We start from the raw sequence: 22,476 nt of genomic DNA on the forward strand, positions 1-22,476 counted from the left end.
TCCTCTCTGAGAAAGCGATTGGGAGCAAACAACAATCAGAACAACCTATGGGCCAGCCGGAAGGACCGCTCGGTGTACGGTGGGTAGATGAAGCTCGATAAATCGGGGCGAGTAGGCTTGGTCAAAACCGACTTGCGGTGGCTGAACTCATCGAATCCCCACTTGCCATGGTAGGCACCGATACCCGACTCGCCGACACCGCCGAACGGCAGCTTCGCCGTCAACACCTGAATAGCTAGGTGGTTGACCAGCATGCCGCCCGCCGATACCTCCTTGATCACCCGATCGCGGGTTTTACGTGATTTAGTGAATAGGTATGCCGCCAACGGCTTAGGTCGCGCGTTAATGAAACCTATTGCTTCATCCAAGGATTGGACGGTTAGCACCGGAAGAATCGGTCCGAAAATCTCTTTTGTCATCAACGGACCTTCCGGATCGGGATCGACGATCACGGTCGGCTGGATGCGTAACGTCGAGGCATCACACTTACCCCCCACAACAACCACACCCTTTCCTCCAGCCGCCGATTGCACACCTGCGAGATAACCACACAACCGGTCGAATTGGCGCTGGTTGACGATGCGCATGCCGCTTGGATCATCTTGGGACCGGAACTTGGCGATAGCGAAGCCGATCTTGTTGACGAGTTCGTCTCGAATCGGCGCGGCGGCCAACACGTAGTCGGGTGCCACGCACGTCTGGCCGGCATTCAGGATTTTTATCCAGGCGATACGCTTGGCAGCCACGTCAATGTCAGCGTCGACAGCCACGATCACCGGACTCTTGCCGCCTAGCTCGAGGGTAACCGGGGTAAGATGTGAGGCCGCGCCTTCGTAGACCTTGCGGCCGATCTCGGTTCCGCCGGTGAACATCACACGGTCTAGGCCCTGTGCGATCAGCTCCTGACTAACCGCACCGCCGCCCTCGATCACCGCGATCGCGTCATTGTCCAGATAACGCGGCACGAGCTCGGCCATCAAGTGTGCCGAAGCGGCCGCGACTTCCGACGGCTTGAGCACCATCGTGTTTCCCGCCGCGATAGCCCCAACTGCTGGTACCAACGTCAAGTAGAACGGGTAATTCCAGGCACCGATAATCAGCACGGTCCCATACGGTTCGTATTCCACCCAGCCGCGGCCAGGCAACTGCGATACCTCAAGGAATCGGTATTTGCGGCGCATCCACTTACGCACTTTTTTGGCCGCATACTTCGCTTCGCTGACGGTTGCTGCGATGTCAACGATAAATGCCTCAACCGGGTTGCGGTCCAGATCATCGGCGAGCGCCTGGGCGATCGCGCCCTCGTTCTCTACCATCAGCGCCTGCAGCGCACGCAACTGCTGCGTACGCCAGTCGACACTACGGGTACGGCCGCTGGCAAACGTCTGACGAAGCCGAACCACGGTAGCCTCACTATTGACCCCCGGTGGGGTGTGCGGGGGGACCCCACTCTTGGACACGGCTGTCTTCTGCGCGACTGATTCAGTGATCATCAGAGCTTCTTCCTTCCCGCAACTCCCTACCGCCCTCCGCGATAGCACTCATCAGTGCTAGCCGCAATCCTAATCACCTGGTTGGGTCAACAGCAGGAAGATCCAGACCGGATCGCCCCGGAGTGGGCCTTCAGAACGCGCAGCAAAAGTCTCGGATAAGCGGGTCAAGACTTGTGCTGCGAACGTCCCTGGACACTGGTTGCAATGTCCCAGGAATCATCCGCGATGGGCGTCATTACAACCGGTGAGCGGTCACAAACTCGGCGAACGCATCCTTGTCGTCGGCCATCGGCACACCATCGCCCCAGCGGCCCACCCGGCGCATCTCGTCCGGAGCACTTTGAGCAGTAGCCCGCCAACCGTGGCGGTTGAGCCAGTCGGCAACAACCGCCCGATTTTCGTCGTGGTAGATTAGCTCCTGCACGTCGACAGCCTGTTCGAAACCAAGCGCATCGGACACCCTTCTGAACCGCAGCTGCATTTGTTCGCGCCACTCATCGCCGTGTAGAGGCGAGGTTTCGACCGCAATTCGACTGCCGACCGCGCTCAGCCCACCGATCTCGGTAAACAACCCGTCCTGGGCAGTGGCAGGCAAGTACATCAGCAACCCCTCGGCCAACCAAGCCGTTCGAGCTGACGGGTCAAAGCCCGCGGATCGCAGCGCCGGCGGCCAGTCCTGACGCAAGTCGATGGGCACCTCACGACGATCGGCCGTGGGTGTCACGCCGTGTTCGGCCAACGTCGTGGACTTATAAGCCAACACCTTAGGCTGATCGATCTCGTATACAGTGGTCCCAGTCGGCCAATCCAGCCTGTAAGCGCGGGAATCCAGTCCCGACGCCAAGATCACGAACTGGCGGATTCCATCGATGACAGCGTTGTTAAAGTAGGTGTCGAAGAAATTCGTCCGAACTGCTTGGTAGCTACGCATGTGCTCGACCATGGCTGCGGCTTCGGCGTCGATGGCTTCCACCTTGGCCACCATCGACGGGTCAAGCATAGCTTCCCATAAGGCGCCGGCACCGGTGTTGGTCACCAACAGTTTGGCATAGGGGTCACGAATCAGCGCGTCAGGCCGATCGGTTTCGGCGGCTCGGGCAGCAGCCACCATCACCGCGGTAGTGCCGACGCTGGTCTTTATATCCCAGGTGTCGTCGTGGGTTCGCATTGTGCTCATTACGTGCTCCCGCTCTACTATAAAGGTCTTGGTACATTCTGACTCGCCGGCTAGGTCTTCCGGTATCGGACCCCCAACCAAGCCGGGCCAACACGTCTCAATTGTTGACGCTGCGCTCCTGCCTCCGCCCGCAGTAGTTGGCCAACCACTGACGCAGTATCCGACCCCGGTCAGGCTGGTGGTAGGTGAGCTCCGGGACGTTGACATCCAGACCGAGCCATTCTCGCATGCGCGACCAATGCTGCAGGCTAGGACTCGAATTCAAGCCGAACGCCTCGACAACGACCCGATTGCCCAAAGCATTATTTTTAGAGTGGTGACTACATCGAAGAGCCTGTCAGCAGTATCGCTGGACGAGTACAGCAGCAAACCCCCGGCGGGCAGGCGGTCCGGTTGGGAGTAGTCAAACCCGGCCGTGGCTAATGCGGCCTGCCAGTAATCAAGCAGATCCATCGGGACCGGGGAGGGCCGAACGGTGGGCACCCACACCATACGACTGAAGAATTCTTCCGCTCTTGTATTCGAGCACTCCGGCCTGTTCAATCGCATAAACCGCAACACCGGACAGTATCACTACCTGCCGAATACCGGCGAAGACGAAGTACTCGTCGAAAAAATGGGTGCACACATGCCGGCAGTCACAGCTAATCCAAGGCACCCGGTGCTCGCGCTCATCGCCGTCCAGCCAGGCCGGGTTCGCGTCGGCTAGCCGGGCCCCACCACTCGACCGGCGAACGACACAAGCATGGGAGCCGAACAGGTGACGAATCAGTGAATTAGTGCCAAGCACTTGCACCACCCGTGAGGCAGCACCCCCAACGCGCTGGCGCCCACGCTTTCGGTAATGACCCAGTTACCACCAGTGCTACACAACACCGGGAAGCCGTGGATACTAGCCTTGTCGTGATCACACTACGAGAATAAGAATTTAAGTCAAAGCTCACTATAGTCTATAGTATAGTATGCCATACTTAAACTATATTGAGTCTCTTAGCCCACCAGCTAGGCGTTGGACCGCTAGAGCCGCTAGAGTGCGCCGCTTAGCTGGTGGGTTAACGTCTCGGTGAGAGCCTCCATCTCTTCAGGGCTGAGCAAATAGCCTGCATACAGCCCCCACACCGCACAACACTACTAGCAAGGTCTCGGTCAAGGGATACGCATCGATGTAGCTGGCAAGTTCGCCACACTCGATGGCATCCTTGACAGCCCAGCTCAGAAAATCTCGGCTAAGCCGTACGGCATCGTTTTCGGTGCAACTCAATTCTGGATGTCGCTGTGATTCCAGCACGTTGGTGACGAGGAACGCCGACACGAACGGAGCGGACGGATTAGCGGAATGCGCTTGCATCGCAAGGTTGATGAATACCGACACCGGCCTAAGCAGGGTCGTCTCCCGCTTAGCCTGATCGATGCTGGTCGCAATAACCAATTGGTTGGTTTGGTCCACCACCTCGCTGTACAATGCCCGCTTACTGGAAAATGTAATGATTGATCGCGGGACAAGTCAGGTCAGCACGGACAGCAATCGCCTGAAAAGTCGCCCCGTAATAACCACGTTCACTGAGACACTTCGCGAGCGACGCGCACAATGCGCTTGCGTGTCTCGTCGGCTTTCGCCGCTGGGGGACGGCCTGGATTGCGACTCACCCTAGACGGCCTTGCTAAAGTGTGCCACCACCGCCGCGATGCGGCATCACACGTTAGCTGGAATGTTGCCGAACTTGCCGGACCGGTAGTCGTCAAGCACTTCGATCAATTCAGCACAAGAGTTGATCACAAATGGTTCGCAGTGAAATATCAACTCGCGAATCGGCAGTGCGACCAGCATCAGTACGTCGTACGATTTGGTCTGCCTTAACTCCGACGGTGATTCGATCGGCCGGGCCCGGGAACGGCCAACCGACCCTGGTTAACCAGATGAGCGACCGGGACGAGGCACCAGCTACCGAACAACACATACACCAAATGCACTACAGTCGGGCCACCATAGCAATGTTGGCGTAACCTCCATTTTAGATCGTGGCGTGCATGCAGTGCGACCAGCGTGTGGGTAACACCAAGGCCGCGGCGGACTTCGAATTCCACGACAACATAACGGACCAGCGCACCGCCGTCTCCCCGTCGGGGAGCAGCGTAACATTGCTGGTTTCGATGACCTGATACCGACAGAACGTGAACTTGTCTTTGCTGGACAAACTCACCCCAGAGCTGAACGCCGTGGATGATGGCGGGTCCAGCATCCACGGCGTCGCGCCGGCCGTGATAAGATCGCCCCACCATGAGAATCCTAATGCGTGAACGTGCCGTCGATCACATTAAGTGACCGTTTCGAAGCATCGGCACAGATGCCAATCGGTACCGGGAAGTGGCCGGCTGGTACTCCACTTCACCTAATGGATCCATATGTCCAGTTCCGCGCTGCTGACCCCGGCTAACGCCCGGAACACTGGAAAAGCCCTTAACCTTCATAGCCCAGCCCTCGCGGGCCGATGGTGATCGATCGGATTGGCAGCTCGGCGTCAGCGGACCCGGCCGAGTAGATGTCCAGCTACATCACTATGTAGCTGGACATCTTTACCTCTTCACCTAGCTTATTATGGTTAGGTACTCAGCACCCCGTTCCGTGCGATACCACCGACGGTGAGCACCAAGGGTGTATACCACGCCGGTATAGCGATTGTCTGCACCTTGCTCCAGCCGCGTGGGTCGTTGAGCATTGATACGTCAGGCATCAGGGTGACCACGGCTGGGGCACTGCTGTGGTCATTGATCTAGGTTAAACTCGCGCCAGAAGCCACCGATCACAGCACTGACGAAGCCATTCAGGCAATACACGGCATCTGCAGCCGGAGTGGTAATTGGTCAAGATGGTGGTCAACGCACTCACCATTGGCTCCGGGGGTTCAGCTGGACGCGAAGACCCCACGGCCCCAATCTCCGCTGGCTTCGCTTTGTTGCTGACACGACGGCTCGGCCTGTCCGACAAGAACGGCCGGATCGCGGCAGCGTTGGGCATTAGCACAATCTTCACAGCACCGCTAGACGATGGGAGTATGGCGGTATCGATCGTCTACCGCGACAACTGCGACCACCGCCAGCTGATCCCGGGGTTAATTACCCCTGGGAGAGCCTACGCAGTGCATGGATCGGTGTTGGATGTTACCCTTCACTGGTCAACTACATCAACGCCGTGTATCGCTTCGAAAAAGCGTGACCGATGAGAAAGTTTGTGGTGATAAAATTTGGCTGCGACAGCAGCCGCTACCTGTACGACTTAATTACACGCGTCGGTGCTAATCACTTAGCGACCTTCGCGGCGGGCAGGTACTCAAACCCACCCTGGGTGGACTCCTGGGACTGCTAGATCCCGGGTCTTGGACAATAGTTATGACTGGACACCGCTCGGAGTCACTAATGGCGGTCCCGTTTGTTGGCTTGTAGCGGTACTCGCGATCACTAAAGATCGTCGGCACATCAGTGTCAATCAGCACTAGCAGCTCAGGATAGTTGTGCGGACTACTCCGAGTACTGGATGCCCCGGGTATAGCGATTTCTGCTCGAGTAGATCTTTCAACGCATAGTTAGACAGCTTGCCGAGCGCCGCTGGCAAATCATGATCATGGTCGCGGAGATGACCAACGCATTCTCGAAGCAGTGCAGCCACCTAAACCAGCCGTGGTAGGCAAGCGAAGGCAGCACTGAACCGACCAGTTAAGGCTGAATTGCCCAACCTCAACGGGCCGTTACCAGGGAACGTAACAATGCGTGCACCCTTCACCTTATGATTCCAAACTCCAGCAGATCACAGATTCATCGTACGTTGGACCGCAAACTATTTCCCTAGACAGGATGGCAATGTGACGACGCCGTTTGACGACATTCAGGTCGAGCTGACGTGAACCGTGCCTACAGTGTCTATGTGACGTATAGTGATCGAGACTAAGGTTTCGCGGTGCTCAGCGATGACTCCACCTGCTGGAGCAGCGTCACCCGAGATTCGTTCGACAAGCAGACTCTCCGGCATCGCCATCGAGCGAAGCAAACAGATCTTCGAGATCAACATCGAACGATGCGCTGCACCAATTAAGGCGACGCCGGGATCGTTGAGGGGGCAGGCCGACAGCATCACTCCCGGCGTGCGGTACGACAGCACCTGCATTTTCAGCTTAGACACCCGTGACGGACTTGTGTCGATCCGCGAATACAGCGGCACCGGCAACGGTCACTCCGCTGTAGTAGCTGGCGTCAATTTTGAACGGGCAGTAAGTTAGCTGGTGTCGGTGTGGAACTAAGCCGGACGGTGACGACGATTGAGAGCTTAACGCTTCCCAAGTCACACGGGCAGGGCCAGTCCGAACTCATAGCGATGGTATTGCGCCATCGTCCACAGTTCCGGGACCGGCCTACCTGGAGTTGAGAGCTTACCCGACCACCGACATGCAGGCGACACCAGGTTGAATATGTCGCTGTCAAACACCGATTCGACGCACCAAAAGGCGCGACGCCGAAAAAGCGTACACAATTTCAGCGGGACTGACGATCCACCAGCAAAGTTTGGCGCAGGTTGGACGAACCACCGCATTGATCACCTGGGAGCGAATTCCGAAAGTGTTGAATACGTCGAACCGCATAGCCGGCTCACCGGAAAACGCTCGGTGATGTAGCGTAGCAACGCCAATCGTTCATCTTTCGACAAGTACACCATAATACCCTCAGCAATGAACAAGGCCAGAGGCGCGGATGAGTTATCACCGCCAGCCAGAACAAAATCGGTCACCGACGTCGGAAACATCCAATAATTCGTGCAAACGAGACATAGCTGTCGGCACAACGCGATGACTTCAGGAGAGTGGATATCTTACCAGCACACACTCGCAGGGAATTCCAGTCTCTCACGTCGAGCAACCAGACCACAACCCGTGTACAGCACTACCGCTTCATCGTGCACAGCTAAGTATGGAGCTGGAGCGTCTAATTGTCGAAGCCAGCGGGGCTAACAACGACTTACGGGGTCCGTAGCACGTTTGCTTATAAACGTTGTCGACCTACGCATAGTCAATACAAGCCACAGCAACCCTCGTGTAATGGTCAGCCAGTATCAAGTGAGGAACATCGGTGTCGAACACTTTGGCGGATCCATCGACATGCACCCATTCCATGTGCACGAACCTATTCCGATGGGGCAGCGGCGATCTTTCGAGTCGTTCCGCATCGCGACCCAGAACTGAACATCCGCACGGATCGATTCCTCGACCAGGAACGATTCCCAACTCAACTCCCGTACGACCCTGCCGTGATCGATTTCTGATTCGGTGCACGTCGTCCGCACCGACGCTAAGCTGAGGTTCGACATCTTTGCCGGTGAGCCGAGCTCGCAAGCTTCCCCGTAACGCCCGGACCGTTACAATATCGGGGTCGAGATAGGACCGTTGCGGCTGCGGCACGCCGGCTTAATCGGCCGCAATACTCACGACTTGCTGCAACGGAATCATCCAAATTCAGATACATATCGCTAGACGAGAATTTGCAGCCGATGCCGTTCATCAAAAACGGCAGCTTGCCGAAAACCACGCAGGAAATGAAAGCTTCAGGGTGGGCATGGCCACTACCGTACGTCGTCGAGAAGCACATTGCGACGACGAGCAGGCCGAACGCGGCCACGTAACACATCATCAAATCCTCAGCAGGCAAACTATATGGGACTTAGGGCATCAGGGCGGTGGTGACGATCACATTGGCCCCGATTGGCACTTACCCACAGCGCCGGCCCACCATTGCGTAGACACTGGTGAAGAGAATCTGCACAAGCCAGGCTGCTGAGGCGCGACCAAAGATATTACGACGCCCTTCACACACCCACTCATGCGAAACAATAGCTACTTGCCGCGTAACCACGCGGCAGTGTCGACTACCCAGCAGTACACGTCACCCGCAGCAGTCCATCACCTCGCGTAGGGTGGCGACGTCGAAACAGGCGCAGGGAAACCGTGTGGAGTACAAGACACCGATAACACAAGTGCTGGAGGTGAGTCAGACCATCGCCAACACATCGCGTTTCACAGGTGTAACGTTGGTAACAAACTTGTGTATCACATACGAGCTGAGGAAACCGTTGGCGACGATGACCAATGCGAGTGTGGTGCTCACCGATTCCTCACTCCCCATAGCTGTTCTCAGCGCATACAGTAACACTGCCGCGACGTTATAGCGTCCCCAGGGCTTGCTTACAGCACAACTACATCTACACCCCCGCCCCGCAAGAAACTCAGCGGGTTAGGGTTTTAGTAAGTAAGATAGTTCTGTTGACGACACCACTGACAGACGGCGACGTAAGTAATGATGGATGTATTGGTCGAGTAATGATGGATGTATTGGTCGCGGTGGGTGTAATCCCGTCACTAAAGATCGGACACTGGGTTGTCTGGTTTGCAGATGATGCGCTCGGTAGGTTCATCGGACTGATCACAACGACGAAAACGTGATCATGTGGCTCACGGGGAAGGGCTTAATCGTCTGCTCAATCCAAGCACGCACCTGATCGTGTTCGGGCATGGCGCACACCGCATGCTGGATCTACGTGACGTCCAGTGTCTACTGAGCGATCTAGGAGTACCATACTAATGTTTCAACGGCCCGAGCGACCGGTCTCCTGGAAATTCTCAAATGCGACGGACAGCTCGCAACGGAAGAACAGCCAGGTAGTCACGCAAGCACCCGGAAAATGTTGGCTAGGCGGATTTTCTTGGCGCAATTCGATCGCACATCCGGTTTCCGAATGCCGTTACATCTCATTCGTCTGAGTGTAACCTGGCTAGGGACCGTCATCGGCCCCAGGCACCATCGCTGGTAAAGCCAACAGGGAGAGTCAATGGCAAGGACAAACACCCGAAAAGCGATCCTCGCCGGCGGCTGTTTCTGGGGAATCCAAAATTTGTTCCGCCGACAACCCGGTGTGATATCGACCCGGGTTGGCTATACTGGCGGCGGCACACCCAACGCGACATACCGTAATCACGGCATGCACGCCGAGGCGGTCGAAATCATCTATGACCCAGCGATCACTGATTATCGCACACTATTGGAATTTTTCTTCCAAATCCACGATCCGACAACACGAAATCGGCAAGGAAACGACCAGGGTACCAGCTACCGGTCGGCCATCTTCTACCTCGACGACGAACAAAAGAAAGTTGCGCTGGACACCATAGCCGCCGTCGAGGCTTCCAGCCTATGGCCTGGCAAAGTAGTGACCGAGGTCAGCCTCGCTGAGGACTTCTGGGAGGCCGAGCCTGAGCACCAGGATTACCTGCAGCACTATCCCAACGGGTACACCTGCCACTTCGTTCGTCCCAACTGGAAGTTGCCACGACGAGCCCCCGCAGACGCAAAAGCCGACAGCTGATCGGCTAGGACCCCAGGCGGTCAGCGTTGACGCAGGATCCACTCGCCCGCCATTTCTTGGGGTGTAGACTACCCCGCGCAAGTGCTATCGTTCACCAGGCGCCGTGGTGGTATCTATAATCCAGTAGCGCAACACCATTTTAAGCACCACATTCATTCCATCTCCATCTTGGCAAATGGACACACATCGGCTCGTGCCGCCGCTGAACGGGGATCCACGCGAAGGAGGATGGCTTGTGTTCGACGTACCGCCGCGGATCGCAGTGCTCCGAGACCACGGACAGGCCAGTAAATTTGCGCAATGCTAATCAAGATCGAATCCTCTCGGGGAATGGCCCATTCGCTGAGGTGGTACACGGACGAATAGACGCGACGAGCGGCGAAATCGATGACCGTCCTGGTCCACTGGACTCCCAGGTATAGTCGCCTGACGCAGCGCGGGGGCAGGATCATCACCTGGCATTGTCGCCCCCATCGATGATGGATCGGCCAGCACCCCCAGGTGCTGGCTCAACAATTAGAAGAGGCCGACTAGAGTGGCCGCGGTGGGATGGAGCCGGCGCAGTTCGTCTAGTTCGGAGCCGAAACCTGCGCGCATGATGACATTGATCGTGATCCGATTAATCAAACGGCAGTGTGGCAAAAGGCTAGCCTTCAGGCCAGTTCTAAGCCCCCACAGCGGCTCTGCTTCGAAGATACGCACGTGATTCTTCATGCACGTGCCGTGCAAACGGCGGCGAAGCCGCTCTGCCGTAGATCGGGAGTCGAGCATGAAAATGTCGTGATTGCAGCGCGCCTGGCGTTCGACGGTCCATCGCGGTAACACGGCAACGCCAAGGAACTTCAACACCTTTGGGAGCCGGTAAGCAGGGAAACCTAAATTAAAAACCGTAGCGATCGCTAAGATCAGCACCCGAATTAGGGACGGCGCCATACTGTACCGGCCCATTGGCCCTAACACGGTGTCTTGCGGAACCAAGCCCGACAGAGCCTCAAATGCACCGAAAAGAGCTCCGTAAATGACTTCAACAACAATTTCACGTGCGACGCGGTTCTGTGCTACACCAAACCCTTTTCGGTATCAGCTGCCAGACAACCTAGCCACCTCGATCGGCTAGCGTTACTGCCGAGCGAGCACAGCACACAGCATAGTCCGACGCTCGAACCCCTTGGTTGCACGACATTGCCGAACTCGCTTAGGTAGTATAACGGGCGCCGAATCCAATTTCGCCCGGAATCGCCCTGTCAACACCGAAACATGATTAGTCAGCACATGGCCGCACCACCGCGGTGGAGGACTTCTGTCCACCCACTACAGAAGCATATCTCGGGCTGCAGCGAATGCCGCGACTAGGTGGTAGATGAACGCACTGGTGAAATACGGGACATGAGATGATGGCCTGGCTGCTTGCTGATCGGCGGGATGCGTGGGCAACGGCGGTGCATGACTAAACCTAGCTCCGCATCGTCAACGCCCACAAAACACTTGCAGTGCGTAGATTTGTTGGATGTCGCCATGCTGGATATAGCACCGTCACTATTGCAGTCCATGAACAGCTTTCACCGCAAAATTTGGGCAGCTTCACCATCGTTGGCATCGGTACCGAATCGATGGACGACCGCGCCCTAATTACACTTCATGATTGAGGGGCTGGCAGCCGTCCTACTCGGTACCACCACCTGGCGCAGTCTCGTCGTGGCCGAGCTGGTGTGGACCGATGTGCCCTGCGACCGGGTCGATTGTTCGTGGTCGCGGCGGTACGGTCCCCTATATGTATGTAGAAATATGTATGTAGAAATCTTCCTCTATAGCGGCCAAGGCCCTAACAAAACAACCGGGCTAGCGGCATTCTGAACAGTTCCACTCTCACAGTTTTACCAAACAGTTTCCGATGATCCTGGAAGCAGATCGCATATTGTTGAGAACTATGAGGTTGTAAGGAATACGTCATTAAGGGTGACGGTACGAAGATGTCGTGAACGGATGATGTCGATGAGCTGCGGGTAGACGTGGGTAACCGGTAGGTGGTTGAGATGTCCGATCACGATGGCTTGCGGAGTGAAATACTGGTCAGCCATCTTCACGATGTAATCCTCGGTGATCAGCGTGGAATCCGACAGCGAACCCGACCATAAGGTTGGAACGGTGTAGCCGAGATCGACCGCCACCGCATCAACAGTGGCGTTGTGCTTGGCATACGGTGGACGCCAGTACGGTTGCGCGGCGATACCGTAGTTCTTCTTCAGGAAGTCGTCGTTGCGGTTAAGCTGTGTGGCTATCTCGCTTTTAGTCATTGCTGTCAGATCCGGGTGAGACCAAGTGTGGTTGCCGAGTTGGATCTGGCCAGATTCCACCAACGGTCGCAACATCGACATGTTGTCGGTCCAGGAGTCGTAGACTCCGTTGACGAAAAACGTCAGCCGTATGTCGGTGTCTTTGACAAACTGCACGTAGGAACGCACTACCTCGGTATTGACGCCGTCGTCGACGGTAAGAGCAAGCAGATCGCCACGACCCGGGATCTTAGATAGCACACCACCGCCAGGCAATGGAATGCGTGCACTCGTTGGTGGCGGCGGCAATACACCTGCGGCGTTAGGAGTCGGCGTCAACTCGGCAACCACCGGCGCTTGGACGAATGTTCGCGGTTGCGGGCCGACCACGAGGCGTACTGCGCCGAGGCCGGTCACAGTGGACACGGCAAGCGCGCCCAAAAAGCTACGCCGGTTTAGCGCTGACACAGCAAAGCCTCGAGCACACGTATGCACCATGACAGATCCAGCAAACCCAATCCGGTCATTGTGAGATGGTTTGCGGTGCGATACACGATAGACAAGCCCGCTTGCGGGATGCTCATGTCACCGACGTCGGCCTCCACAGCAGCAAACCGTACCACTAACAGGGAAAACTATGCCGGATAAGTTGCGGCAGGTCAGCCACTGATTGAAGATTCAATAGTTGACCTTCAATGACGTTTCCACCATCATGGTTGAGAAGCGTTCGAGTCCGGTTTTCGATACAGGTTCCGTCGCGGCAGCGAATGTTCCACATTAGGTAACCGGTGACTAGATGACGGGCTCTTACTATACTTATTTAAGATGTATTGACCACGGTGCAGAGTGCGCTGCTGTGGAGCCGCGAGCGATTCGATTGTGGGGGAGATGGTGGAATTCGAGCACCACGACGCCGCTACCGCGCCAAGCACCGATCACGTCATCACGTGTCGTCCAATTTGGCTCTCAATGTATCTTGGCAGCTAGCTTGCTGGGGTGATGAGGACCGGTGACGTCGTTGTCGACAAGGTCGAGTCGGTGGATTGCCCTCTTCGCATTCTTAAGGAATGTGGCCGTTGCTAGCCGTGGGGTTTTCCTGAAATCGACAAGGATCTGCGCCAATACCGATTCAGCGGCTAGGTACACCGCGCAGCGTGCCGATTCACCAAGTCTATAATCGGCCAACACACTACAGTCCGTACTGGGTCATCCTGAGCTCTTCTCCGGCAGTAATCATCGTCGAACCCGATGCACTTGGCTGATGGCCGACTGCCTGTTGGGTGACCAGACCAGAAACGCTACGAATTGATTAGCTACTTCCGTTGAAACACTGCCTACCGCAATCCAGCCGTAGGCGTCGTAAGTCGCCGGGGTCACTTGCGTAGGTATAGCATCCGATGACAAGACCGGCGCACGCTTGCTACCCATGTTGGAGCCGCAAGGTTGTCCACACTTTCCCGCTCGATCAGCGAATCAGCGCTGGAATTGACGACCGGCCGATCTGCAGTTATTACGAAAAGATATTTCGCCGCACATCCGATCGCGGGCTCGTGAGCTTTCCTAGTCGTCGAACTGTATCCGATACTAAACAATTGTCGAGCTGCAAGTCATCCGGCTGCCCGAATTACTCAGGCACCCCAGAGTTGCGGGGCGGCAACTGTACAAGCTCGGCATCGGGGGTTCCCAGCACTACGGCCAGCGGGTGGATCGCGCGGCGAACGCCGGTGCGACAAATGGCCAGTTAATGTCTTCCGGACTGGGTAACTACCACGCAATTGATCCCATTGGCCGCGGCTGGTGCTTGAGGACACTCCGGTGGGTTAGGACGCTAGGCAGGTGACCATCGAACCAGCCCGAAACCCCGGTGTAATGACCGTACCGAGTCATGACCATGATCGTGTCGAGGCAGGTCAGGCAGCGAAGTTGCTGCCAAACAACCCGACGATAGCTTGGTCCTTTGTGCCCTTGTTGGGGCGTAGGTCGTCGACGATGTCCCCGACGCTGGTGACGGCGGTCGCGCTGAAAATGTCTGGATGCATGACGGTCAAGTCGACGGCGCAAGTACCGCCCATCGACCAGATAGCGATACCCCAGTTGGTCAGAACTGCGGCCACCCCGAAATTCGGGGGCATGAATGGCACAACATCTTCCGCTAGATGGTCGGGGGGCGTTACCGCGGATCCCGTTGACGCACTCGGTGTCGGTGTCGAACGAGCCGGTGGGGTCAACGAACATCAGCGTCGGAGCGAAGCCGTGATGACAGGCCGCGCGGTTTGTCGATGGTGTCGAAACCGCCCCTAGAGCGCAGCCAGTACGCAGGAGTGTTAAAGGCAGAACTATGATCATCATAACTGGCGGCAGCTGGTGAGACGGATTGCTTTTGAACCATGCCAGGGGCGAATACATCAGTTCCTGGCGGTGGGTAAAACCGGACGCGGCGAAACTATGTCTACCGGCACCACGACACACTTGGTTGGCTTGATCCCGGCTATCTGCATTTCGGTGACATGCAGCCGATCGATCTGATCAGGCAAGGGCCCTGCCGTCAATTGATTCCAGGCAACTTGCACCGTGGGGAAATAACCGTCCCATAGATTCAAGACCAAGGTTGCGCACAGCGGCACCTACAGCAGCGCCAGACCACGGCGCTAACAGCGGGCACCTGACCAGCCCAGCAACAGTACGGCCGCAGCTAGCCCACTTAAAGTTACCCACAGCCACAACGACTTTTGTGCTGGGTCCCCAGCAACCCCAATCGAGGTGACGTACCAATACGCCAGCGCCGTCACAGCGGCTGCGACGCCTAGCACAACGGTAGTGTCCGTTTAAGCCAACGGCGCCTGGCCCATTACCTATCGCTTTGATAACCATGAGCAGAGCAGAACCTTGTACGACCGCCGGCAATCAGTCGTGCAGCAAGAACGGTTGTTCGGTAATAGGAGCAACAATCGTAGCTTTCGTTAAATCCACTGACTGCGCGGAGTCGGATGGTACAAAAACAGAGCCAAAGGCGATTACTCTACTACCAGACCAGCACCACTTTAGACCTAGTCTAAAGCCGCTGAAACTGCAATTCGATTGATTCATCGGTCAGGTGAGCGTATTGAACTTTAAGCAGGTCGCCCCAGCGCCGTGGCAAAGTTAGCATAAGCCAACAGGATTCTAACTCATGCTGGTGACCAAGCGCAGACTTATGCTATTGACGACGATCAAAGCTCTGAGGAACACCATCACAGGGCCAGCCAGCACCAGGGATGCCCACTGCCAGTTGCGGCAATGCAATACAGGACCGGGATCACGGCCATGGAGATCGCTGGTACGACGAGCACGTTCTCGACGACCAGGTATTGCCTAGTGAGATCAGCTTAGCTTGGTAAGCCGCCTGTTCTGTCGCCGATTATACCGCATGTTCCGGTATGGAATTCTGATGGTGTTGCGGGATGAGGTGAAGTTTAGCCGGTCTTTTCGATTTCGGTGAACAACTTATGAGGATCATAGCCTAAAGTGACTGTGACGGTGTCTTTTTCGGTAGTGTAGTTTACGATGGAATTTCCCCAGACGAGATTATTCTAGTTTCTTTTTCGATGCGCGTAGCGCACGAGGCATACATAATTCCGGTGATCTTGAGCTCGATATGGCTCATCGTGGTCGGAGGGGCAGTTATCTTGGGCATGGGCGCTCTTTACTCTGGCATGCCAATGTACATCTGGAAGTTTGAAGCAGAGCAGGCGATTACGCCGCGCACGAGATCTACGATCGCAGCGGGAACCCGGATATCGACATGCAACCAAGCCGGCTTCGTTAACTGCATCCAGCACTGCGGCTTCCTCAATCGGCCTCAATCGGCGCAGAAACTGGTGGCGATGAGCCGGCCCGTCGTCCGGGCGGTCAATCGCTACGGCTTGGATACCAAAATCCTGCCTATCTGGCGCTGAATGGACACCTCGCAATGCCAACAGTTAACCCCCGGTTGCTATACTGTTAGTAATTATAGCATTCCTGCACTTAAATACCCAGCCGAGGCAAGCCTAACAATAAAATTGTAAACCGAAATAGGGTATATCTGTCAAGGACGTCACCACTGTTGGCAACAGTCTGGCATCCCCACACATCAAGTCAAGCCGCCAACCGAATGGGATCGGACTGCCCGCCGGTGGCCGGTGTTGGTCTGGAGGCGGGCAGTGCTAGTGACAACTCGATGCATCGTAGCCTCAACTTGGCACTGTCGTAGTCAACATTAGGGATAAGGACATCATGACTGTCACCGTTGTCGATACGGCACCAAGGCTGCCAGCCAATCTGTTGAAGTAACCATGCCAGTCGCCGAATTCTATGCGATTGTGGCCAATCACCAGCGCCACCACGAATTGGATGGTCCTGGAACGGTAGGTGACAGCATTTAAAATGGAAGTAGAAGCAAAATTAATTGCAGGATCGAAAGACCAAAATGAAAAATGCATAGTATTCCCTACCGAATCACCAGTACGGTTACCACTCCCAAACCAAACGAATTTAGTAAATTAGCAAAGGGGTGCCATTCTGTAGGCCACAGTTAGCGGCTGGAATTTTGAGTTGTTATCGCTGATATTACCCCGGGTAACCAAAATATTCGGCGATCATGATGAGCAGTGAACTCGAAAACCGATTAAAGTACCTATCAGTATATTAGGTACCCGGAAGGTCAACCCGGTGAGTATCGCGGCTACACTGGGAAAATTTCGTGATCGCTACGCTAGACCGTAGCTAATGTGTCTACCAATCGGCTTCGAACAGGCCCCCACTGCGGTAGAGCCGGACCATCGTGGCGTCCGTAATCGGTGTGGCTCCGCAAGAACACTCTGATGCCCGCCACTCCTTATGGGAAGCATGTCGTGGTCAGACAGAGCTGTGTAGAGCTCTGGCTCGAAAGGGGGAACATGGCGAAATATCCTTGCTGTCAATGGTGCCGGATGTCATACAACAACGTATCCGTTTTGGAGTGACCAAGGGATTGGCGGGTCGGGTATTCCTGGGCAGGGTCATATGTAGCGATCTTTCCTTAATAGTGATTGTTCCACAAAAATTCGGACAATGCATCGGATATTGCGGGGAGGTGTTCGAGACGGACATACTGTGCGATGTGGTCGACGGCGAACTAAGTTGCCGAGACCCCCGCGGACACCCGGCCCTGTCCATGGGCCGGATTCTCGCCACAGCTCTACGAATTGCTGGAAGAACAGGAGTTTATTCACTGTCGATGCAATCGCTGACCCAGCTCCTGGATTCGGACACTGCTACACTTTATCGATCGTCACTTCGCGACACGATCGAAATTTGGTCGCGATAGTGGGTCGACTCCATGCCTGAAAAAGTTAACCTTCGATGCTCAAAAGGTCGTCGAATTGCCCTGGTAACATACCTGCATCTTAATTGTACAAAATGTGTTCGACGCGCACAGTCGGCACCCTGCTGATCGAATATGCCCTCTTACCAGGCCCAACGCGCTGGGCGACCGAGAGATGTGTCTGTCGGGTCGGCTCGACAACGAATTTCCACCGGTGGCGGTTAGTTGCGCCTAAACCGCACTGGACAGCTATGTGCTCGGCTGCGCGATGCAATTTTCCGGGGTGGCACCGGCAGAAAAAAGACGCAGAACTATCGGCGACCTTACAGCAGCTGAATCCTTTTCAGCTATCCTGCTAAGGTCGCTGTTGCCAATGGCCTCCCGGTTCCATTAGAGTAAGAATTCGTATTCGGTATTGCATATTTATTCGGTATTGCATATTATTGTTGCCAGGCTAGAGTAATTTGGCACATAATCGCATGCCGAGAAGGCTGAGGTGTTAAAGTACGATGTCCGTCGCGACTTCTCAGGGGGCGGCCTGTCGGCAATCGCGCACAAACCGGCAGCAGGATACGGTTGATGTCGGTTCTTTAGGTGCAACTCTGCGCGGGCGGCAATAAGATGCTGTTGGTCCTGAACAGCTTGAAAAATAACGTATCCGGCGTGGCGACGTGCAGGATCTGCTCACGCGGATCGACACGTCCAGGTGGCCGGCCTACCCGACGACACACTATTCGCAGCGCACGGAGACCGTGGGTACAGGTGAGTACGTGAGCGTGGCGTAAATTCTTCCGCGAATAGTCCGATTACGAGAGACCACCCAGCAGGCCGATGTCATAGGGCCGTATAATAGACAAATTCCGACGGCTTGCCAGAGTTATCCGGCAATGTTGCACTACGCTCCTATAACCATCGCCGCGGTCACATACGTCGACGAAATCCCCGTAGCCGACCGTCGCCCCCGGTGCTAGGTACGGGGCAAGCCGCGGCGCCTTGAGCCCACACCGCCGGCTTAGGTTCCGAAGGCCAGTGCTTCAGCAACAGGCGGTATCCTCGACGGTGGACACCAGACCCGGCCTGTGCACCGGACATGCTACTTACTGGCCAGACAACGAGGAACTCGCTGAACAGCTCAATGGCAACACCCGGCTGGGTAAAATGTGGCGGTGCTTGGGGTGCACAGAATTCACCCTCGATGAGCCACACGGTCTCGATCATCGAGAAAACGCACCGATGATCATGCGCGGCAACGGCAAGGTGTTACGCCAGGACGTCACAAATCGTACGCCCGCTGTCGAACGCTTGTTTCGGAGTTGCTATCAGGCTAGCAGCGGATGCTATGTGGAAATTCTCTGAGCGCAGGGGGCTATCCAAGCCACTCTTGAACGCGACAGACCGATATTCTTCTGCGGCGAATTCAATGTCGACCCAACTACGACAATATATGAGGTCGATTGCGAGCTTGACACCGTTGATGTCATGGTGGTGGTATGTGGTGCGAATTATTTGTGTTTGTGTCCACACGCAACAGTAGTCCTAACGCGATGTGGATCCTATATGGTGGCTGTCGACCGCAGAGGCAAGCCTGTCGACGTCATCCTGAGTAATATATTAATTATAGTCGCCCAGTAGCTCTGTTCGATCGTCTCACCCACAGCGGCAGTAACGCTACGCTAATTGACTCGAAGATCCGCGTGTGTCTCTCTTCTGCTGGTGGGTAAATATAGAACTCATGATGCTACTGCTGATTGCCGATACCCATGTGCCACAACGCGCACCCGACATGCCCGCACAGGTATGGGACGAGGTCGCAAAGGCTGATGTCGTAGTTCACGCCGGCGACTGGGTATCGCCCAAATTACTCGACGAGCTGGAATCCAGGGCTGCTCAGCTGGTCGCGTGCTGGGGAAATAACGACGGGCCCGAACTGCGGTCACGACTGCCGGAGCGAGCAAACGTGACATTAGCAGGCATGAATTTCACAGTTGTGCACGAGACCGGCGCAGCAGACGGCCGCGAAGCCCGGATGTCGCAACTGTATCCGGACAGCCAGGTCTTGGTGTTCGGACATAGTCACATACCATGTGATACCACGACGACGACCGGTTTGCGGCTGCTGAATCCTGGCTCGCCAACAGATCGTCGCCATCAAGCTTTTTGCAGCTACATGACCGCTAATGTCGACAACGGGGCATTAACGGACGTAGTCGTCCACCCGTTGGAAAAATAGCTAGTCTAGTATAGTAAAGCTTATTGTTAGAGTTCAATAATCTACCTGCCTAGGCGCCGAGCATCATCGCGTCCTTCGGTTGGTCTCACGGTAACCAGTTCGATACAGCGCGGCGCCCCGAGTCACAGTCTCAACTGCTACAAGCTTGTCGGCCAGCAGCCGAGGAACTCGGTCAGCTTGACCAACCACACCGCATCTAGCAGATCGCTAGTGATGACGATCGACGCGTGACATCGAACCTATCACTATGATCAGTTCAACGCCGTGAAGAAATCTGGGCTATGTACCGCAACAACTTTCTGTCCAACCCACGTTCGGCGTCAACTGTGTTGCGCCGTCTCGTTTCTTAGCTACCTAAATAGTGCATCCGCTATATAATTTTCATAACTTTCGAAGACCGCAACATCGTCCCGATAGCCAATCGTGAGTTGGACGTAACGAAGCCGAGCTGACTCTTGATTGTTAACCAACTGCAACAATGAGCTCGGGCCGCAGCAGCCGATTCAGCCGCGACCCCTATGTTTAAATCGCCCAGGACAAATTCAACCGCATCATGCGGCAGTATGGAAGTTGGGATGGGTAGAAGCCATGAAGTTCTTGCAGCAGATGCGAAAGTTGTTTGGCCTGGCGGCAAAGTTTCCGGCACGGCTGACCATCGCAGTTATAGGGACTGCCCTGTTGGCCGGCCTTGTCGGTGTCGTCGGCGACACGGCTATAGCAGTAGCGTTTTCTAAGCCGGGTCTTCCAGTGGAATATCTGCAGGTGCCATCACCGTCTATGGGCCATGACATCAAGATCCAGTTCCAGGGCGGCGGGCAACATGCAGTGTACCTGCTCGACGGGCTCCGGGCCCAAGAAGATTACAACGGTTGGGACATAAACACCCCGGCTTTCGAGGAATATTACCATTCCGGCTTATCGGTGATCATGCCGGTCGGCGGACAGTCTAGCTTCTACAGCAACTGGTACCAACCGTCGCAAGGAAACGGTCAGCACTACACCTACAAATGGGAGACGTTCTTAACCCAAGAAATGCCCTCGTGGCTACAAGCCAACAAGAACGTGTTACCGACCGGTAACGCGGCGGTGGGCCTGTCGATGTCGGGCAGTTCCGCACTAATCCTGGCCTCGTACTACCCGCAGCAGTTCCCCTACGCCGCCTCGTTGTCGGGCTTCCTCAACCCATCCGAGGGCTGGTGGCCGACAATGATCGGCTTGGCGATGAACGACTCGGGCGGCTATAACGCAAACAGCATGTGGGGCCCGTCCACGGACCCGGCATGGAAGCGCAACGACCCGATGGTGCAGATTCCACGGCTTGTCGCCAACAACACTCGGATCTGGGTGTACTGCGGTAACGGCGCACCAAACGAACTTGGCGGCGACAACATACCGGCGAAATTCCTGGAAAGCCTCACGCTAAGCACCAACGAAATATTCCAGAACACCTACGCAGCCTCGGGCGGACGCAACGGAGTGTTCAATTTCCCACCCAACGGAACACACTCGTGGCCGTACTGGAATCAACAACTGGTTGCCATGAAACCCGACATCCAGCAAATACTCAACGGCAGTAACAACAATGCCTGATACCATCTAACCCGCAAACCAAACAACAACCCGAGGCGCTAGGACAACAGAGCACGATGACAAGAGTGAAAGTAGGCACAGCCCAGTAGGCACCACGCACACGACAGCCGCAATCGCCGACATTTGGGATTCCGCGTAGGCGCACGCTGATGGCACTACCCGACACAAAGCTGGCGAACAACAAAAATAGCCGCGACAGTCCGTCACTTTTCCACCGGCGATGTGACGTTCGATGCCCCATCTCATCTTGACCAGTGTGCCTGTCACATATCTAATTGGGATCGACACCTCACCATCTTTGACATCCGGTGTGGTCAGCATGCCCAGACCGAAAACCACAAGCAGAATTGGAGTGAAGTGAGTCGGATTTAATTACATCGGCCCACGAGAATGTCGCACCCTGCCGCCACAGCAAGTCGCCTACACCAGCTCGGCATCGGCCTCACCTGCGACAGCCGTGCCTCGCTGTCGAAAACCTCACGAATCCTACATCCACGGTTTCAGATACGCCCAATGCTCACAATGCGCAACCGCACTGGCAAAGCGGAACGAACAGACCCAGTGAACAACCTAGGCAGCGGTGCGCCAGGCACTGGGCACCGTAGTAAGACTTGGCAACCATTCGGCCTGGAACCGAGTCTCATACCCAGCTTCATAGACCGCCTTGGCGAGCTAGTAGGCGACCATTAAGTTGTGCCAAACTCAGCGATCGATCCCGACACGACCGCGTAGCCTTCACAAAACGCGGGGCGGCAAGCTGCTTTCAGCGGCGTGGTCCACGAGTGACCTTTAAGCAGCGTAATCGAAAAAGAACAACAGGCCCGGTCACGTATCGCGTAACAGCGAATCTGGCACCCGTCCAACGGCTGGCCCGGCTCACCCTCGAAGTCAATCAACAGCCAGCTCTCCGGGGTACGCAGCACCTGTCCCAAATGCAGATCGCCATGTACCCGCTGAACAGTGACCTTCAAGTTCGCGAGCTTTTGGA

Annotated in this window: 17 protein-coding genes and 2 pseudogenes; 6 read left to right on the plus strand and 13 right to left on the minus strand. The window is 55.8% G+C overall.

Annotated elements, in window-relative coordinates:
- Positions 1 to 35: 35 nt before the first annotated feature.
- The 8 genes and pseudogenes from ML_RS13500 to ML_RS19750 form a co-directional block, all read right to left on the minus strand.
- Positions 36 to 1,496, minus strand: a complete 1,461-nt coding sequence (locus ML_RS13500; RefSeq protein WP_172591984.1) for an aldehyde dehydrogenase family protein — start codon at positions 1,494 to 1,496, stop codon at positions 36 to 38.
- 232 nt (positions 1,497 to 1,728) lie between these two features.
- Complete coding sequence (locus tag ML_RS13505) at positions 1,729 to 2,661, minus strand: class I SAM-dependent methyltransferase (RefSeq protein WP_010909009.1); 933 nt, start codon at positions 2,659 to 2,661, stop codon at positions 1,729 to 1,731.
- A gap of 106 nt (positions 2,662 to 2,767) precedes the next feature.
- Positions 2,768 to 2,968: a hypothetical protein gene (locus ML_RS17080; protein WP_231846828.1), complete on the minus strand. Its 201-nt coding sequence runs from the start codon at positions 2,966 to 2,968 to the stop codon at positions 2,768 to 2,770.
- Positions 2,932 to 3,219 carry a class I SAM-dependent methyltransferase gene (locus ML_RS17085; RefSeq protein WP_330944728.1) on the minus strand — a complete coding sequence of 96 codons (288 nt, stop codon included), beginning with the start codon at positions 3,217 to 3,219 and terminating at the stop codon, positions 2,932 to 2,934. The genes ML_RS17080 and ML_RS17085 overlap by 37 nt, the downstream gene beginning before the upstream one ends.
- A complete protein-coding gene (locus ML_RS17090) occupies positions 3,110 to 3,460 on the minus strand; it encodes a class I SAM-dependent methyltransferase (protein WP_231846659.1) in 351 nt (116 codons plus the stop codon). The genes ML_RS17085 and ML_RS17090 overlap by 110 nt, the downstream gene beginning before the upstream one ends.
- A 236-nt stretch (positions 3,461 to 3,696) precedes the next feature.
- Positions 3,697 to 4,317, minus strand: a pseudogene (locus ML_RS13515) (TetR/AcrR family transcriptional regulator).
- 46 nt (positions 4,318 to 4,363) lie between these two features.
- Positions 4,364 to 4,498 (minus strand): hypothetical protein, encoded by a 135-nt coding sequence (locus tag ML_RS19745; protein WP_414085503.1) that lies wholly within the window; start codon positions 4,496 to 4,498, stop codon positions 4,364 to 4,366.
- A gap of 184 nt (positions 4,499 to 4,682) precedes the next feature.
- Entirely contained in the window at positions 4,683 to 4,910 is a 228-nt protein-coding gene (locus ML_RS19750) for a hypothetical protein (protein WP_049769924.1), read from the minus strand.
- Positions 4,911 to 5,537: 627 nt separating this feature from the next.
- Here ML_RS19750 and ML_RS13530 point away from each other — a divergent pair.
- Together ML_RS13530 and ML_RS13535 are read left to right on the plus strand one after the other, a co-directional pair.
- Positions 5,538 to 5,891 (plus strand): chloride channel protein, encoded by a 354-nt coding sequence (locus ML_RS13530; protein WP_049769925.1) that lies wholly within the window; start codon positions 5,538 to 5,540, stop codon positions 5,889 to 5,891.
- A gap of 741 nt (positions 5,892 to 6,632) precedes the next feature.
- Positions 6,633 to 6,941, plus strand: a complete 309-nt coding sequence (locus ML_RS13535) for a hypothetical protein (RefSeq protein WP_145985234.1) — start codon at positions 6,633 to 6,635, stop codon at positions 6,939 to 6,941.
- Positions 6,942 to 7,255: 314 nt separating this feature from the next.
- Here ML_RS13535 and ML_RS13540 read toward each other — a convergent pair whose 3' ends face one another.
- Positions 7,256 to 7,447 carry a hypothetical protein gene (locus ML_RS13540; RefSeq protein WP_145985235.1) on the minus strand — a complete coding sequence of 64 codons (192 nt, stop codon included), beginning with the start codon at positions 7,445 to 7,447 and terminating at the stop codon, positions 7,256 to 7,258.
- A 2,091-nt stretch (positions 7,448 to 9,538) separates the two neighbouring features.
- On the opposite strand from ML_RS13540, the gene msrA reads away from it, so the two are divergent.
- Positions 9,539 to 10,072, plus strand: a complete 534-nt coding sequence (gene msrA, locus ML_RS13550) for a peptide-methionine (S)-S-oxide reductase MsrA (protein WP_010909010.1) — start codon at positions 9,539 to 9,541, stop codon at positions 10,070 to 10,072.
- Between the two features lie 516 nt (positions 10,073 to 10,588).
- Here the strand turns inward: msrA and ML_RS13555 are convergent.
- The 3 genes and pseudogenes from ML_RS13555 to ML_RS19755 all read right to left on the minus strand — a co-directional run bounded on the left by ML_RS13555 (position 10,589) and on the right by ML_RS19755 (position 15,249).
- A complete protein-coding gene (locus tag ML_RS13555; protein ID WP_145985236.1) occupies positions 10,589 to 10,984 on the minus strand; it encodes a hypothetical protein in 396 nt (131 codons plus the stop codon).
- A 1,013-nt stretch (positions 10,985 to 11,997) separates the two neighbouring features.
- A complete protein-coding gene (locus ML_RS13560; protein ID WP_049769928.1) occupies positions 11,998 to 12,843 on the minus strand; it encodes a polysaccharide deacetylase family protein in 846 nt (281 codons plus the stop codon).
- Between the two features lie 1,126 nt (positions 12,844 to 13,969).
- Positions 13,970 to 15,249: pseudogene (locus ML_RS19755) on the minus strand (alpha/beta hydrolase).
- 3,478 nt (positions 15,250 to 18,727) lie between these two features.
- On the opposite strand from ML_RS19755, the gene ML_RS13575 reads away from it, so the two are divergent.
- From ML_RS13575 to ag85C, 3 genes are all read left to right on the plus strand, one after another.
- Positions 18,728 to 19,024 carry a hypothetical protein gene (locus ML_RS13575; protein WP_064430344.1) on the plus strand — a complete coding sequence of 99 codons (297 nt, stop codon included), beginning with the start codon at positions 18,728 to 18,730 and terminating at the stop codon, positions 19,022 to 19,024.
- Positions 19,025 to 19,400: 376 nt separating this feature from the next.
- The gene (locus ML_RS13580) at positions 19,401 to 19,898 is read left to right on the plus strand and encodes a metallophosphoesterase family protein (RefSeq protein WP_010909013.1); all 498 of its coding nucleotides are present in this window, start codon (positions 19,401 to 19,403) and stop codon (positions 19,896 to 19,898) included.
- Between the two features lie 588 nt (positions 19,899 to 20,486).
- Complete coding sequence (ag85C, locus tag ML_RS13585) at positions 20,487 to 21,488, plus strand: diacylglycerol acyltransferase/mycolyltransferase Ag85C (RefSeq protein WP_010909014.1); 1,002 nt, start codon at positions 20,487 to 20,489, stop codon at positions 21,486 to 21,488.
- A 686-nt stretch (positions 21,489 to 22,174) separates the two neighbouring features.
- On the opposite strand, the gene ML_RS17655 is transcribed toward ag85C, so the two are convergent.
- Positions 22,175 to 22,459 carry a hypothetical protein gene (locus ML_RS17655; RefSeq protein WP_145985237.1) on the minus strand — a complete coding sequence of 95 codons (285 nt, stop codon included), beginning with the start codon at positions 22,457 to 22,459 and terminating at the stop codon, positions 22,175 to 22,177.
- Positions 22,460 to 22,476: the final 17 nt, after the last annotated feature.

This window comes from Mycobacterium leprae TN, assembly GCF_000195855.1.
GTDB lineage: Bacteria > Actinomycetota > Actinomycetes > Mycobacteriales > Mycobacteriaceae > Mycobacterium > Mycobacterium leprae.